A 14,696-nucleotide genomic window follows, 5' to 3' on the forward strand; every position below is an offset into this window, starting at 1 on the left:
GCCAACCCCCTCGCAAGCGAGGGGGCGAGCGCCTTCGGGCGGCCGGGCGGCGCTCATAGGGCCTCCGTGCGTTCGGCCACACGCAAGATGGCACTGCGCGAGCGCGGGTTGCCGCGCACTTCGTCTTCGGACGGTTTGATGCGCTCGAGCGCGTTGAGCTTCATCACCTTGGGCGCAGCAAAAGGCGCTCGACGGTCGTAGACCTCCTTCGAGTGCTTGGCGATGAACTGCTTGACGATGCGGTCTTCCAGCGAGTGGAAGCTGATCACAGCGAGCCGGCCTCCGGGCTGCAACACGGACAGGCTCGCTTCTAGCGCCTGTTGCAGCTCTTCAAGCTCGGCGTTGATGAAAATCCGAAAAGCCTGAAATGTGCGCGTTGCAGGGTTCTGGCCCTGCTCGCGGGTTTTGACCGTGCCAGCCACGAGCTCGGCCAGTTCGGTGGTGGTTGAAATTGCGCCCCGTTCTTGTCGGCGAGCAACAATCGCCTTTGCAATCTGAACAGCAAACCGTTCTTCGCCATAGTCACGGATCACCTCTGCAATCTGCTGAAGTTCGGCCGTTGCCAGCCATTCGGCCACGCTCTCGCCGCGCGTGGTGTCCATGCGCATGTCGAGCGGGCCGTCGAATCGAAAACTGAAGCCGCGCACCGGGTTGTCGATTTGCGGCGAACTCACGCCCAAATCCATCAGCAAGCCGTTGACGCTCGCATCGGGCAGCTCCCCCAGCGAGCGGAATCCCTGGTGCCGGATGGAAAAACGCGCATCCGAGATGCGCGCTGCTTCGGCCACCGCTTCCGCATCCTTGTCGAATGCGATCAGCCTGCCTTCCGGCGCCAGCCTCGCGAGGATCGCCCGCGCGTGCCCTCCCCGACCGAAGGTGGCGTCCACGTAGGTGCCGGTGGCTGCCGTGCTGCCGGAAAGAAGGGCTTCCACCGCTTCGTTCAGCAAGACGGTCGTATGGGTCCATGGGGTGTTCACGTGGGTCCTCAGAACGCGAAGTCCTGAAACACATCCGGCATCTCGCCCTGGGTGGCCTCGGCCTCCTTGGCCTCGTAGGTGGCCTTGTCCCAGAGCTCGAAGTGGTTGCCCATGCCCAAGAGCAGCGTGTCGCGCGCGATGCCGGTGGCGGCACGCAACTCGGGCGAGACCAGGATGCGGCCGGTGCCGTCCATCTCGACGTCCATCGCGTTACCGAGGAAGACGCGCTTCCACCACTGCGCCGACATCGGCAGCGCGGCAATGCGCTCGCGGAATTTTTCCCATTCGGGACGGGGGAACACCATCAGGCATCCGTGCGGATGCTTGGTGATCGTGAGCTGGCCGCCTGCCGTCGCGCTCAGGACGTCACGGTGCCGGGTCGGCACGGAGAGCCGCCCCTTGGCATCCAGACTGAGCGATGAAGCGCCTTGAAACACGACCACAAACCCCTGTGTTGGGAGGTGCTGCAATGCCCGAAAGAGGCACTATCCGCACTTTTTCCCACTTAACTGCACTTTTTTGCACTGTAGCAGGAAACACTTGGGGCGCAACTGGCCGTTGGTGGTATTTTTTGTAATGGAATCAACGACTTAGCGCCGATTCCAAAACCTCGGAATCGGCGAATTTCGTTGAAAATGAAGTACTTAGCTCACGCAGTGAAAGTAATGCGTGAAGCATTCCCCCGTTACAGGGGGAGGAGAAGCGGCTTCAGAGGATGAAGCGCGAAAGGTCTTCGTCGTGACTTAGTGCCTTGAGGCGCTCGTCGACGTAAGCGGCATCGATACGAATCGTCTGACCCTCGATGCGGGCCGCGTCGAAGCTTACCTCATCGAGCAGGCGCTCCATCACGGTCGACAAACGGCGCGCGCCGATGTTCTCGGTGCGCTCGTTCACCTCGAACGCGATGCTCGCCAGGCGGGTCACGCCGTCGGGCTGGAAATCGAGCGTCACGCCCTCTGTCGCGAGCAGCGCCTGGTACTGCTTCACGAGCGATGCGCGGGTCTGCGTGAGGATGCTCTCGAAATCCGACACCGAGAGCGATTGCAGCTCCACGCGGATCGGAAAGCGCCCCTGCAGCTCGGGGATCAGGTCGCTCGGCTTGCTCAGGTGGAACGCACCGCTCGCGATGAACAGCATGTGGTCGGTGCGCACCACGCCGTACTTGGTGGTCACAGCCGTGCCTTCCACCAGCGGCAGCAGGTCGCGCTGCACGCCCTGGCGCGACACGTCGGAGCCCTGCGCTTCGCTGCGCGTGGCGACCTTGTCGATCTCGTCGATGAAGACGATGCCGTTCTGCTCGGCGTTGGTGATCGCCTGCGCGCGGATCTCGTCCTCGTTGACCAGCTTCGCAGCCTCCTCGTCGATCAAGAGGCGCAGCGCCTCGGCGATCTTGAGCTTGCGCGTCTTGCGCTTGCCGCCGCCCATCTGGCCGAACATGCCGCGCAATTGCTCGGTCATCTCCTCCATGCCGGCGGGGCCCATGATCTCCAGAGGCGCGCGCGTTTCGGCGAGGTCGAGTTCGATCTCCTTGTCGTCCAGCTGGTGCTCGCGCAGCTTCTTGCGGAACGCCTGGCGCGTGGGATTCGGGCCGTCGATCGCCGGGGTCGTGCCATCGGCGCCCCGCGCCGGGGGCAGCAGCACGTCGAGGATGCGGTCTTCGGCGGCGTCTTCGGCCCGCGCGCGCACCTTGGCGCTTTCCGATTCGCGGGTCTGCTTGACGGCGATTTCGGCGAGGTCGCGAATGATCGAATCGACGTCTTTCCCGACATAGCCCACCTCGGTGAACTTGGTCGCCTCGACTTTGATGAAGGGCGCATCCGCCAAGCGCGCGAGGCGGCGGGCGATCTCGGTCTTGCCCACGCCCGTCGGGCCGATCATGAGGATGTTCTTCGGGGTGATCTCGCTGCGCAGCTTCTCCTCGACCTGCTGGCGGCGCCAGCGGTTGCGCAGCGCAATGGCCACGGCGCGCTTGGCGGCCGGCTGGCCGACGATGTGGTTGTCCAGTTCGGAGACGATTTCCTGGGGGGTCATGGACATGGTCAGAGCGCTTCCACCGTGTGGTTCATGTTCGTGTAAATGCAGATTTCTCCGGCGATCGCCAGCGATTTGCGCACGATCTGCTCGGCCGAGAGGTCGGTGTTGTCGATCAGCGCCTTGGCCGCCGACTGCGCATACGCGCCGCCCGAACCGATGGCAATCACGCCGTCCTCGGGCTCCAGCACGTCGCCGTTGCCGGTGATGATGAGCGAGGTGGTGGCGTCCGCCACGGCCAGCATGGCCTCGAGCTTGCGCAGCACGCGGTCGGTGCGCCAGTCCTTGGTGAGCTCGACCGCCGCGCGGGTCAGGTGGCCCTGGTGCTTTTCGAGCTTGGCCTCGAAGCGCTCGAAGAGCGTGAAGGCGTCGGCGGTGGCGCCGGCAAAGCCGGCCAGCACCTTGCCGTGATAGAGGCGGCGCACTTTGCGCGCCGTGCCTTTGATGACGATATTGCCGAGAGTGACCTGCCCGTCCCCGCCAATGGCGACCTGGTCGCCTTGGGGGGTCTTGCGGCGCACGCTCACGATGGTGGTGCCGTGAAACTGTTCCATCGCAGCCATCTGGGGATGGCCGATGGCAATGCAACCCCGGAACAGGGGCGGTTTCAGTTCTTTCGAATGGCTACGGTTGCGTGGTCCGCAATGCCCACGAGGCCGAACAGCGCGGCGATCAGCCGGTGCGCATCGACGAACTGCACCCGTTCGCCATTGGCATCCCGCTCCCGCACCCAGCTCAGCAGCGTGCCGGCGGCGGCAAGGTCCATGCGCAGCAGTGCCGCGCACGAAATGACGGGCGCCGTGGTGTGCCGCAGATCGGAGTCCAGCCGCTGCCAGGCCGAGAGCGATTCACCCCGCAGATCGCCCGCCAGCGCGGCAAAGCCGGTGTCGTGGGTGGGAAAGCTCTCCGACTCGGCACTCGACAGCAGCGACCACACCGAGCTGCTGCGGCTGGGCGGCGGCGCGGCGAGCGCGGTGCATTCGCCGATCGGATCCTGCCAGGACGGCGGCGACACCTCGTAGGTGATGCAGTAGTTGAGCGCCACCAGTTCGAAATCGTCGGGCAGGTGCATCACCCGCAGCGCTGACAGGTGCAGCTGCCACCAGACATCGTCGGTGCCGCGTTCGTTGTTGGGCGCCGCTTCGGCCAGCACCGCCAGCAGTTGCGCAGTGCCGATGAAGCGCAGCTTGACCGGCGAATCGGCCCAATGGGTCAGCAGCACGCGCAGCGGCGCGGCCGCCTCAGGCTCGATGGCGGTCAGCGAGCGCCAGTCGAGCGTCCAGACCGAACCAGCCTGCGACAGCGCGCGCGTGAGGCTCATCAGCCCCTCGCGGGACAGGCGCGCGGGACTGCTCCAGTCGGCCTGGGCACCACCGCCCTCGCCGCCCTGCTCGGCCTCTTCGCTGGCGGTCACCGCCTTCACGCTGCGGGCCAGGTCTTCGAGCGACACCCAATCGGGGCCCATGCGCTTCATGCGCTGCGCATAGCGCATGCGGGCAGCCGCGAACTTGGCGGCGTCGCCGGTGGCGCGGTACAGGTCGAACAGGGTGCGCCAGCGGCTGTCGTCGCGCTCGGCCGCGGCGTCGTTCTCGCCGTCGGCCGCCGGGGTGCTTTCGGAGGCCAGCGCCTGCAGCAGGATCGCCTCGGCGCCGGCATCGTCGCCATGCGCGAAGCGGATCACCGCTTCTTCGAGCGCACCGTCGTGCGCGAGCCGGGAAGACAGCAGCGGCGGTGCGCCGCCGGCACTCGCCGCGCCAGCGGCTTCGACGGGCGCCACAGCCGCCACCGTGCGGTGCACCGGCGGCGGTTGAAGCAGATCGTCGACATGCACAGGCGGCAGCGTCTCGGCGCCGGCATCGGGTGGCGGGTTGACCAGCGTCTCGCCGTTCGGGCCCCGGCCCTTCCACCACTGCTGCGACATCTGCTCTTCGATCTCGTCGATCTTCTTGAGCGTGAGCGCGCGACCCTCGGACTTTTCCGAAGAGCTGTTGATGTTGAACGACGACGGCGTGACCGTCGCCTCGAAGGCGTGGGCGGCCGCCTCGCGCTGGCGAAGCTTGCGCAGCATGTCGAACTCGCGCCGGCGCACGAAATCGTTGCGCTGGCGCCGCTCGATCATCTCCTTGAGCATCTCCCGGCTGTAGGTCTGCTCGGGCAGCGAGGAGTCCGACGTGGAGGGAGTCGCATCCAGCTCCGACCAATCCTTGAGCGGATTGCGGACAAACTTGGCCACCTTCGAGAAAAGACGGCCCGATTCTTCCTTTGGCATTCGGTGAAGACTATCGAACGGGCTGGGTTTTATCTACCGCGAACCTGTTCAATCTCCGAACATTTTCTGCTTGAGCTCGCGGCGCTGTTGCGCCTCGAGCGACAGCGTGGCGGTCGGGCGGGCCAGCAGGCGGCCGACGCCGATGGGCTCGCCGGTCTCGTCGCAGTAGCCGTAGTCGCCGGCGTCGATGCGCTGGATCGACTGCTCGATCTTCTTGAGCAGCTTGCGTTCGCGATCGCGGGTGCGCAGTTCGAGGGCGTGTTCTTCCTCGATGGTGGCGCGGTCGGCCGGATCGGGCACGACCACCGTGTCTTCACGCAGATGCTCGGTGGTCTCGCCGGCGTTTTCCAGGATGCCGCGCTTGAGTTCGACGAGCTTCAGGCGGAAGAACGCCATCTGCTTTTCGTTCATGTACTCGGTGTCGGGCATCGCGATGACTTCGGCGTCGCTCAGCTCGGCGGGCGACTTGGTCTTCCAGTTGTTCGCGAGCTTGGGGTCTTTCTTGACGGCCAGCGGCGGCGGCGGCACCAGCGCGGTGGACGGTGCTTGCGAGAAGCTGGACTTGGCGGCGGTCGACGCCACGGACTGCGGCATCGAAGGGACGGTCAGTTGCGACAGCCGGGACACACGGCCCCCACGCGCGGCGGGTGCGGGCGTGGCGGTTTGAGCGGGTATCGAGGGTGTCGCCGGGGCGGAAGAGGAGGCGGCAGCCGTTTTTTTCATGGGGATCGGGGGAGCAGAAGGAACGGCAGCAGGGCGGCCGACGGGTTTGGATGACGATGGACCCGTGCCTGCGGTCTTGGTTGCTGTTGCAGGCTTGGCGGGCTTGACGGACTTCTTTGTCGCAGCAGTGGCAACGGCCTTGACCGGTGGTGCTGCGGGCTTTTTGGACGCGCTTTTCTCCTTCGTTGCAGGCGCTTTCGCGGTGGCGGAAACCTTTTTCGCCGCGGGTACAGCCTTCGCAGCCGGCGCCTTCTTTGCGGCGGGCTTGGATGCTGGCGTGGCCTTGGCGGCGGGTTTCTTCACGGTGACTGGCTCCTTGGACGAACTGGAACGCGCTTTCACTGGGTGTCTCCTCCCATGGGAGCCACTCGCGGCTTTCGTGCCGCGCGGGCTCCACGTTGTCGGGGTGCTCGCGGGTTGCGAACCCCGGGGTTATACCCCCGAAAGCCCTGCAGAAACCCGCGGCGCCCCGTGCCGGAAGTCACATCTTGTCCAACAGGACGGGACGTGGCTCCCGGAACAGGCGCGCGATTGTATAGAGAACTCGAAACCGCGGGCGATGTGTCTGCATGCCGCTCGCCTCCGGTAGCATCGCCCGGCGTTGCCGGAGGGGGTGACGCGCGGCCCGCCTTGCCCCCAGGCGCTGCGGGCCCATCCGATCATTCGATAAAAGAAAGCAAGCCTTGAGCAAGAAAGTAGTTTTGGGAGCCGTGGCCGCGGCCATCGTCGTCGCCTACGGAGGGAGCACCTGGTGGACCGGGTCGAAGGTCCGCTCGATCTACGACACCGCACTGGACGAGATGCCCAAGCAGACCGCGCTGCTGCGCGTGACCGAGCGCAAATACGAACGCGGCTTCTTCGGCGCCGTGAGCACCGTCACGCTGGAGATCGGCTGCGCGGCCGATGCCGCTGCCGTGGCGCAGGCGCCCGCGGCCAAGCCCGCGGAAGGCGAGGAGCCGGAGGAAGAAGGCGGCGACGAGGCCGACGCCAAGCCGCCCAAGCCCCTGCGCATCACCATCCGCGACACCATCCACCACGGCCCGATCGCCGGCGGCAAGTTCGCGGCGGCCACCATTGACAGCGAACTGGTGCTCGACATCAAGGGCCAGGCCCAGGCCGAGAAGCTGTTCGGCAAGGCCAAGCCGCTGACGGCCTTCACCAAGGTCAACTTCGACGGCAGCTACGCCATCGACATGGCGGTCGCGCCCGCCAAGCTGGCCGAGGAAGGCAAGGGCCAGCTCGCCTGGCAAGGCGCCCAGGCCCACATCGAGGTGAATGCCGCGCGCACCAAGGCGCGCTACGACATGACGATGCCCGGCCTGGACTTCAACGATGCGCCCAAGGGCCTGCAGATGAAGATGGGCAAGCTCACCGCCAAGGCCGACATGGACAACAGCGCGGGCTGGTTCCTGGCCACCGGCAAGACCGAAGGCCGCCTCGAGGCCTTCGAGTTCTCCGCCACCAAGGGCCTCTCGGGCAATGCCGATGCCGACACACCCGCCGGCACGCACAAGCCGGTCAAGGTGCTGCTGCAAAACATCGACCTCACCGGCGAAGCCAGCATCAAGGACGGTCTCTACGCCTCGGAAGGCGCCGTCAAGGGCCAGGGCAAGATCGGCGAGACGAGCATCGACAAGTTCGAGATGTCCAGCGGCGCCCGCCGCATCCACGCCGCCGGCTACAAGAAGCTGGCCGACGCCTACCTGCAGTCCAGCGTGGCGGCAGGCTGCGGCAAGAGCAGCAAGGCCACGCAGGCCGCGATGAAGGCGCTGGCCGACCAGCTCGCTCCGGATCTGAAGGCCATGGCCAAGTACAGCCCCGAATTCGGCCTGGACAAGTTGGTGGTCGAGATCGGCGGCAAGCGCGGCGAAGTCAGCTACACGGCCGGCATGGTCGGCGTGACCGACGAAGACCTGCAGGCCCCGGGCATGGCGCTGCTGCTCAAGCGCGGCGTGGTCAAGGCCAATGCGCGGCTGCCGGTGCAATGGCTCGAGCAGATCGCCGCCACCGGCGCCGAGAGCGGCCAGACGCCGCCGCCCGAAATGGTCGCGGGGCTGGTCGAGCAAGGCGAGGCCAGCGGCTTCGTCAAGCGCGACGGCGAACATGTCACCGGGCAGGTCGAGTTCAGCGAAGGCAGCCTGAAGGTCAACGGCAAGCCGCTGACCGAACTGGGCAAGTAAGCCACTGCGAGGCCATGAAAAAGGCGCTGTCCCTTCCGGGGCAGCGCCTTTTTCAATGGATGAATACGCAGCAGGCTGTCGTCAGACCAGGCACTGCTCCAGCCCCTGCTCGAGAATTTCGCGCGGCAGCTCGATGCCGATGAACACCATGCGGCTCTGGCGGTTCTCGTCCTTGCCCCACTCCGGGCCCAGGTCGCTGCCCATCAGCTGGTGCACGCCCTGGAAGATCACCTTGCGCTCGGTGCCCTTCATGTTCAGCACACCCTTGTAGCGCAGCATGCGCGGGCCGTAGATGTTGACGATCGCGCCCAAAAAGTCTTCCAGCTTGGCCGGGTCGAAGGCGCGGTCGGCCTTGTAGACGAAGCTCTTCACGTCGTCGTCCGTGTGGTGATGGTGGCCGTGGCCTTCGTGCTTGTGCGAGGGGTGGTCGCAATGCTCGCCATGCGCGTGGTCATGGTCGTGGTGATCGTGGTCGTCTTCCTTCAGGAAGTCGGGGTCGATGTCCAGCTTGGCGTTCAGGTTGAAGCCGCGCAGGTCGAAGATGTCCTTGAGCGGCACGTCGCCGAAATGCGCCTTCTGCTGCGGCGCGCGCGGGTTCATGTGCTTGAGGCGGTGGATCAGCGCCTCGGTTTCCTCGGCCGACACCAGCTCGCTCTTGCTGATGAAGATCTGGTCGGCAAAGCCCACCTGGCGGCGCGCTTCCTGGCGGTCGTTGAGTTGCTGCGGCGCGTGCTTGGCATCGACCAGCGTGAGGATCGAGTCGAGCAGGTAGCTCTCAGCGATCTCGTCGTCCATGAAGAAGGTCTGCGCCACCGGGCCGGGGTCGGCCAGGCCGGTGGTCTCGATCACCACACGGTCGAAATCGAGCAGGCCCTGGCGCTTCTTGGCGGCCAGCAGTTGCAGCGCTTCGCGCAGGTCTTCGCGGATGGTGCAGCAGACGCAGCCGTTGCTCATCTGGATGATCTGCTCCTTCGATTCGGTCACGAGGATGTCGCTGTCGATGTTCTCTTCGCCGAACTCGTTCTCGATGACCGCGATCTTCTGGCCGTGGGCCTCGGTCAGGATGCGCTTGAGCAGCGTGGTTTTGCCCGAGCCGAGGAAGCCGGTGAGGATGGTCGCGGGGATGAGGGCCATGAGGGGTGCTCCGAAGCGGAAAACTAAAAACGGGAGGTGGCGGGCAGTTTAGCCAATGCCACTGAGTTGCGTTGGCGAAGGGGTCAAGCGGGTTTTCTGACCACCACCAGGCCCTTCAAGTACTCCCCTTCCGGGAATTCGATGGTCATCGGGTGGTCCGGGGCCGCGCCCAGTCGTTCGCTGATGTAACCGTCCACGTTCGCGTCCAGCCCGGCCGAGGCCACGATCTTGTGGAACAGGTCGGCGCTGATGCCGCCCGAACACGAAAAAGTCAGCAGCACGCCGCCCGGCTCCAGGATCTTGAGCGCGAGGCGGTTGATGTCCTTGTAGGCCCGCGCCGCGCGCTCGGCATGCGCCGCCGTGGGCGCAAACTTCGGCGGGTCGAGCACGATCGCGTCGAAGGTCCGGCCCTGGTCGATGAACTCGCGCAGCACCGTGTTCACGTTGGCGTCGAGAAACTCGGTCTTCACGCCCGAACCTTCGCCGCCGAAACCGTTGATCGCGATGTTCGCGCGCGCGAAGTTCAGCGCCGGCTGCGACGAATCGACCGACACCAGCTCGGCCCCGTCGAGCGCGCCCGCAGCCTTGAGCCCCGCCAGCGCCGCGACGGTGAACCCGCCCGTGTAGCAGAAGCAGTTGAGCACGCGCCTGAAGCGCCGGTGCTTCGCGAGCTCGGCAAAGCGCTGGCGGCTGTCGCGCTGGTCGAGGTAGAAGCCGGTCTTGTGGCCGGTCGCGATGTCGAGCGAGAGCTTCCAGTCGTGCTCGCGGATCGTGATCTCGGTGGCGCCCTCCCCGCGCAGCCAGCCCGTGACGGGCTTCAGGCCTTCACGTTCGCGGCCGCTGGCGTCGGAGCGCTCGTAGAGCTTGGTGAGGCCCGTGGCCTTGAGCAGCGCATCGGCGATCACGTCTTTCCAGCGCTCGACGCCGGCCGAGAGGAACTGCGCGACCAAGGTGTCGCCGTAGCGGTCGACGATCAGCCCCGGCAGGCCATCGGCCTCGCCATGGATCAGTCGCACGCCGTCGCTTTGCAGATCGAACAGGCCGCGGGCCCGCACGGCGCGCTCGCACACCGATGCGAGGAACGCCGCGTCGATGCGCTGCGTTTCCACGAAGCTCCAGGCCCGCGCGCGGATCTTGGAGATCGGGCTGAACGCCGCCCACGCGAGGAACGCGCCGTCGTGCGATTCCACGCGCACCGTCTCGCCCGAGTCGGCACCGCCGCGCGCAATGGCGGATTCGAAGACCCAGGGGTGGCGGCGCTGCATCGAGCGCTCTTTGCCGGGTTTGAGGCGAAGGGTTTTCATTTTTTGCTTGCTTACTTGTCTTTGTCGGTCCGGGCCTTGGCGCGCGGATGCGCCGCGTCATAGACCTTCGCCAGATGCTGGAAATCCAGCCGCGTATAGACCTGCGTGGTCGCGATGTTCGCGTGGCCCAGCAGCTCCTGCACCGCACGCAGGTCGCTGCTGGACTGCAGCACATGGCTCGCGAACGAGTGCCGCAGCATGTGCGGATGCACGGGCGCTGCGAGGCCCGCCTTCAGGCTGCGCTCGCGCAGCAGCTTCCACACCGCCTGCGACGACATCCGCGCGCCCCTGGCGCTGACGAAAAGCGCCGGCACCACTCGGTCGCCGCGCACGTCGAGCCATTCCTGCAGCGCCTCGGCCGCCTTGCCGCCCACCGGCACGATGCGGCGCTTGCTGCCCTTGCCGAGCACGTTGGCTTCCTTCGCGTCGAGATCGACCCAGCCGAGCGCCGTGTTGCTCGCCTGCGCATCGAGCCCCGTGAGCTCGCTCACCCGCAGGCCGCAGCCGTAGAGCAGTTCGACGATGGCGCGGTCGCGCGCTTCGATCCACGGGTCAGCGTCTTCGTCGTGCAGCTCGGCGAGCCGTACGGCATCGTCCACGCCCAGCGCCTTGGGCAGCGGCCGGCCGGCCTTGGGCGCATGCACGTCCTGCACCGGGTTGAAACCGATCAGCCCTTCATGCCCGAGCCAGCGGTAGAAGCTGCGCCAGCACGACAGCACCAGCGCGATGCCGCGCGGCTCGCGCCCGGCGCTGTGCAGCTTGGCCATCCAGCGGCGGACGTGCGCGGTCTGCACGCGGTCGAGCGGCAGCTTGGCCTCGGCGGCGTTCTCCCGCAGCGCCTGCAGATGGAAGGCGTAGAGCTCGACCGTTCGCGCCGCGAGCCGGCGCTCCACGCGCACATGCTCCAGGTACTTCGCGATCCAGTCCGCCGGCTCAGAAGAGATAGCCATGGCCGGCATTGTTGATGATGGCTGCCGGCTCGCGCAATGCGCCCTTGAACAGCATGCCCCAACGGCGCCAGCATAAGGTCGGCGCGGCGGCGTACTGCACGTCGAAGGTCTGGTCGAAACCGCTCATGCGCACCAGCCGCTCGACGCGCCACAGGTGGTAGGGCTCCGACACGATCACCACGCTGCGCACCCCGGCTGCCTGCAGCAGGGGCCGCGAGAGCGAGAGATTCAGCCGCGTGGACGTGGACGCCGGCTCCTGCAGCATCGGCCCCGCAAAGCCCAGGCCCTGCGCGTGCTGCTGCATCACAGCGGCTTCGACGCGCCCGTCTTCCTTGTCCACACCGCCCGTGAACACCAGTTGCTTCACCCGACCGGCCTGCGCGAGCGCAATGCCCGTGTCGACGCGCCCCGTGAGGCAGGGATTCGGCTTGCCGTCCAGGTACGCCCGGCTTCCCAGGATCAGCGCCGCATCGGCAGCCCTTTGTGGCGGGTTGTCCAGCACCTCGTCGGCACGCTGCCAGATGACGACGCCGATCGCCGCATAGGCCAGCGCCAGAACCCCCAGCGCGCCGAAAAGCGCGACCTGCCAGGGCCGGCGCAGCCAGCGCGGCCGGTTCAAGGACGCAGCCGCGAGAGCCCGCCCGAGGCCAGCTCGGCGATGCGCTCGAGAAAGTCGGTGCCCATCTCGGCGTTGAAGCGCTGCGCGTCGGGCGACGCCAGCACCAGCAGGCCGAAGGCCGGCGATTCGGCGTCCGCGCGCAGCGGAATCAGCGCGATCGACAGCGCCGCCTGCGGTTCCGGCAGCCAGTTGGCGGCTTCGAAGCCCGAGTTCAGGCCGCAGTACGGCGAAGTGAGCGAGGTGGCCAGCGCCTTCACGTCGTCGCTCACCCACTGGGCATAGGCCTCGTTCAGGTATTCGCTGCTGCAGTCCCACACCTTGATGGCCGTCTGCGGCACCAGGAACAGCGACTGCAGATCGACCGCGATGCGGTACGGCAGGCTGCGCGGGTCGCGCGTGGTCAGCAGGCCGCTGGTCCAGCGCTGCAGCCGGTCGGCGATGACCACGTTTTCGGTGCCGTGGCGCACCATGTCCATCAGGCGGTGCTCGAGCGCCTTGATCTTCTCGCGCAGCATCTCGGCCTGGCGCTCCTGCAGGCTCACGGCGCGGTTGCCGTGGGGGCTGGTGAGCTGCACCTGCGCCAGCAACTGGGCATGGCGCTCGAAGAAGTCGGGCGTGTTCGCCAGGTAGTTGGCGATGTCGTCTTCGGTGATCGGGTTCATGGCGTCGTTGTCGTGAGTGAATGAGGTCATGGCTGCTCCGCGAGGTCGGGCACGTCGATGTCGCCCTCGAACACCGTCGTGGCCGGGCCCGTCATGAGCACCGGCTGGCCCTCGCCCTGCCATTCGATCGTGAGGATGCCGCCGTGCGTCTGCACGTCGACGCGTCGGTCCAGCAAGCCCAGGCGGATGCCCGCCACCACCGCCGCGCAGGCGCCCGTGCCGCAGGCGAGCGTTTCGCCGGCACCGCGCTCGAACACGCGCAGCCTGATGTGGGAGCGGTCGACCACCTGCATGAAGCCCGCGTTCACCCGCTGTGGAAAGCGCGGGTGGTGCTCGATCTGCGGGCCCTGCTCGGCGACCGGGGCGGTGTCGACGTCGTCGACCACCTGCACCGCGTGCGGGTTGCCCATCGAGAGCACCGCCACCGACACGATCGCGCTGCCGGCGCGGGTGCCCAGCGCGAGGTGCCACTTTTCCCAAGAACCATCGGGCTGCGCGTCGAGCCCGGCGGTGTCGAAGGGCACGCGCGCGGCCTCGAAGATGGGGGCGCCCATGTCGACCGTCACCCGGCCGTCGGCGCCCATGCGCGGCTCGATCACGCCGGCCAGCGTCTGCACGCGCACCTGGGTCTTGTCGGTGAGCTTGTGCTCTTTCACGAAGCGCATGAAGCAGCGCGCACCGTTGCCGCACTGCTCGACCTCGCCGCCGTCGGCGTTGTGGATCACGTACTGGAAGTCGATGCCTTCCGCGGGCGATGGCCGCACGGTGAGGATCTGGTCGGCGCCGACGCCGAAATGGCGGTCGGCCAGGAAGCGGTATTGCGCTGCGGTGAGGCCCAGCGTGCCGCGTGTTTCGTCCAGCACGACGAAATCGTTGCCGGCTCCCTGCATCTTGGTAAAGCGGATTCGCATCGGGGGATTATCGCCACCGGCGCCGCCCTTCGCGCTGAAAGGGCCGCAGGGCACGGCCCTTTCAGCGTGCCTTGCCTCAGCCCTGGATGAACGCCAGCAGGTCGGCGTTCACCTGCGCCGCATGCGTGGTGCAGGTGGCGTGCGGCGCGCCGGCATACACCTTGAGCTGGCTGCCTTCGATCATTTCGGCCGCCAGCTTGCCCGTGGCCTCGAACGGCACGACCTGGTCGTCGTCACCGTGAATCACGAGCGTGGGCACGTCGATCTTCGCCATGTCGGGGCGGAAGTCGGTCTCGGAGAACGCCGTCACGCAGTCGATGGTGGCCTTGATCGAGGCCTGCAGCGCGATCTGCAGCGTCTGCTTGAACACGCCCTGCGACACCTTCGCGCCAGGGCGGTTGGTGCCGTAGAAAAGCGTGCTGAAGTCGTCGAGGAACTGCGGCCGGTCGGCGGCCAGCCCGGCGCGGATGCCCGCGAACACCGGGGCGTCGGGGCCCACCGGGTGGTCGGCCGTCTTCATGAAGAGCGGCGTCACGGCGCTGATGAGCGCGAGCTTGGCCACCCGCGCGCTGCCCTTGCGCGCGATGTAGCGCGTCACGTCGCCGCCGCCCATCGAGAAGCCCGCGAGGACCACGTCCTTCAGGTCGAGCTTCTCGATCAGCTCGGCGATGTCGTCGGCGAAGGTGTCGTAGTCGTATCCGGTCCAGGGCTGACTCGAGCGGCCAAAGCCGCGGCGGTCGAACGCGATAACGCGGTAGCCGCGCTCGGCGAAGAACAGCATCTGGGCGTCCCACATGTCGGCGCTCAGCGGCCAGCCGTGGCTGAAGAGAATGGGCTGGCCGCTGCCCCAGTCCTTGTAGTAGAGCTCGGTGCCGTCGCGAAGGGTCAGTGTTGTCATGGTTTTTCCGTGTGGTTGATAAAAGGGTGAAAGGGTTC

The 14,696-nt window shown here is 66.7% G+C and carries 14 protein-coding genes; 1 reads left to right on the top strand and 13 read right to left on the bottom strand.

Annotated elements, in window-relative coordinates; translation table 11 throughout:
- Positions 1 to 53: 53 nt before the first annotated feature.
- The 6 genes from rsmH to dksA all read right to left on the bottom strand — a co-directional run bounded on the left by rsmH (position 54) and on the right by dksA (position 6,303).
- Positions 54 to 977 (bottom strand): 16S rRNA (cytosine(1402)-N(4))-methyltransferase RsmH, encoded by a 924-nt coding sequence (gene rsmH / locus ACSFA7_RS29610; protein WP_435502647.1) that lies wholly within the window; start codon positions 975 to 977, stop codon positions 54 to 56.
- A gap of 8 nt (positions 978 to 985) precedes the next feature.
- Positions 986 to 1,414 (bottom strand): division/cell wall cluster transcriptional repressor MraZ, encoded by a 429-nt coding sequence (gene mraZ, locus ACSFA7_RS29615; protein WP_013539433.1) that lies wholly within the window; start codon positions 1,412 to 1,414, stop codon positions 986 to 988.
- Between the two features lie 271 nt (positions 1,415 to 1,685).
- Positions 1,686 to 3,014 (bottom strand): ATP-dependent protease ATPase subunit HslU, encoded by a 1,329-nt coding sequence (gene hslU, locus ACSFA7_RS29620; RefSeq protein WP_435502648.1) that lies wholly within the window; start codon positions 3,012 to 3,014, stop codon positions 1,686 to 1,688.
- Between the two features lie 2 nt (positions 3,015 to 3,016).
- Positions 3,017 to 3,562 carry an ATP-dependent protease subunit HslV gene (gene hslV / locus ACSFA7_RS29625; protein WP_042578379.1) on the bottom strand — a complete coding sequence of 182 codons (546 nt, stop codon included), beginning with the start codon at positions 3,560 to 3,562 and terminating at the stop codon, positions 3,017 to 3,019.
- A gap of 53 nt (positions 3,563 to 3,615) precedes the next feature.
- Complete coding sequence (locus ACSFA7_RS29630) at positions 3,616 to 5,277, bottom strand: STAS domain-containing protein (protein ID WP_435502649.1); 1,662 nt, start codon at positions 5,275 to 5,277, stop codon at positions 3,616 to 3,618.
- A 48-nt stretch (positions 5,278 to 5,325) separates the two neighbouring features.
- Positions 5,326 to 6,303, bottom strand: a complete 978-nt coding sequence (gene dksA / locus ACSFA7_RS29635) for an RNA polymerase-binding protein DksA (protein ID WP_435502774.1) — start codon at positions 6,301 to 6,303, stop codon at positions 5,326 to 5,328.
- 380 nt (positions 6,304 to 6,683) lie between these two features.
- On the opposite strand from dksA, the gene ACSFA7_RS29640 reads away from it, so the two are divergent.
- Positions 6,684 to 8,180 (top strand): YdgA family protein, encoded by a 1,497-nt coding sequence (locus tag ACSFA7_RS29640; RefSeq protein WP_435502650.1) that lies wholly within the window; start codon positions 6,684 to 6,686, stop codon positions 8,178 to 8,180.
- An 81-nt stretch (positions 8,181 to 8,261) separates the two neighbouring features.
- Here the strand turns inward: ACSFA7_RS29640 and ACSFA7_RS29645 are convergent, their stop codons facing one another.
- From ACSFA7_RS29645 to ACSFA7_RS29675, 7 genes are all read right to left on the bottom strand, one after another.
- Positions 8,262 to 9,314, bottom strand: coding sequence for a CobW family GTP-binding protein (locus tag ACSFA7_RS29645; protein ID WP_435502651.1), 1,053 nt, complete (start codon positions 9,312 to 9,314; stop codon positions 8,262 to 8,264).
- An 83-nt stretch (positions 9,315 to 9,397) separates the two neighbouring features.
- Positions 9,398 to 10,618, bottom strand: a complete 1,221-nt coding sequence (locus ACSFA7_RS29650; RefSeq protein ID WP_435502652.1) for a class I SAM-dependent rRNA methyltransferase — start codon at positions 10,616 to 10,618, stop codon at positions 9,398 to 9,400.
- An 11-nt stretch (positions 10,619 to 10,629) separates the two neighbouring features.
- A complete protein-coding gene (locus ACSFA7_RS29655) occupies positions 10,630 to 11,568 on the bottom strand; it encodes a tyrosine recombinase XerC (protein ID WP_435502653.1) in 939 nt (312 codons plus the stop codon).
- Positions 11,552 to 12,187: a YdcF family protein gene (locus ACSFA7_RS29660; RefSeq protein ID WP_435502654.1), complete on the bottom strand. Its 636-nt coding sequence runs from the start codon at positions 12,185 to 12,187 to the stop codon at positions 11,552 to 11,554. Before ACSFA7_RS29660 ends, ACSFA7_RS29655 begins: the two co-directional genes overlap by 17 nt.
- Complete coding sequence (locus tag ACSFA7_RS29665; protein WP_206177259.1) at positions 12,184 to 12,879, bottom strand: DUF484 family protein; 696 nt, start codon at positions 12,877 to 12,879, stop codon at positions 12,184 to 12,186. The genes ACSFA7_RS29660 and ACSFA7_RS29665 overlap by 4 nt, the downstream gene beginning before the upstream one ends.
- Positions 12,876 to 13,760 (bottom strand): diaminopimelate epimerase, encoded by an 885-nt coding sequence (gene dapF, locus ACSFA7_RS29670; protein ID WP_435502655.1) that lies wholly within the window; start codon positions 13,758 to 13,760, stop codon positions 12,876 to 12,878. The genes ACSFA7_RS29665 and dapF overlap by 4 nt, the downstream gene beginning before the upstream one ends.
- Before the next feature lie 76 nt (positions 13,761 to 13,836).
- Positions 13,837 to 14,658 (bottom strand): alpha/beta fold hydrolase, encoded by an 822-nt coding sequence (locus tag ACSFA7_RS29675; RefSeq protein WP_435502656.1) that lies wholly within the window; start codon positions 14,656 to 14,658, stop codon positions 13,837 to 13,839.
- Positions 14,659 to 14,696: the final 38 nt, after the last annotated feature.

The organism is Variovorax trehalosi, from assembly GCF_051216415.1.
Lineage (GTDB): Bacteria > Pseudomonadota > Gammaproteobacteria > Burkholderiales > Burkholderiaceae_C > Variovorax.

What these genes read in the sequence shown, in the direction of transcription:
- ACSFA7_RS29630 (WP_435502649.1), bottom strand. Translation starts at nt 5,277, where the DNA reads ATGCCAAAGGAAGAATCGGGCCGTCTTTTCTCGAAGGTGGCCAAGTTT.
- ACSFA7_RS29665 (WP_206177259.1), bottom strand. Translation starts at nt 12,879, where the DNA reads ATGACCTCATTCACTCACGACAACGACGCCATGAACCCGATCACCGAA.
- hslU (WP_435502648.1), bottom strand. Translation starts at nt 3,014, where the DNA reads ATGTCCATGACCCCCCAGGAAATCGTCTCCGAACTGGACAACCACATC.
- ACSFA7_RS29645 (WP_435502651.1), bottom strand. Translation starts at nt 9,314, where the DNA reads ATGGCCCTCATCCCCGCGACCATCCTCACCGGCTTCCTCGGCTCGGGC.
- ACSFA7_RS29675 (WP_435502656.1), bottom strand. Translation starts at nt 14,658, where the DNA reads ATGACAACACTGACCCTTCGCGACGGCACCGAGCTCTACTACAAGGAC.
- ACSFA7_RS29650 (WP_435502652.1), bottom strand. Translation starts at nt 10,618, where the DNA reads ATGAAAACCCTTCGCCTCAAACCCGGCAAAGAGCGCTCGATGCAGCGC.
- hslV (WP_042578379.1), bottom strand. Translation starts at nt 3,562, where the DNA reads ATGGAACAGTTTCACGGCACCACCATCGTGAGCGTGCGCCGCAAGACC.
- ACSFA7_RS29655 (WP_435502653.1), bottom strand. Translation starts at nt 11,568, where the DNA reads ATGGCTATCTCTTCTGAGCCGGCGGACTGGATCGCGAAGTACCTGGAG.
- dapF (WP_435502655.1), bottom strand. Translation starts at nt 13,760, where the DNA reads ATGCGAATCCGCTTTACCAAGATGCAGGGAGCCGGCAACGATTTCGTC.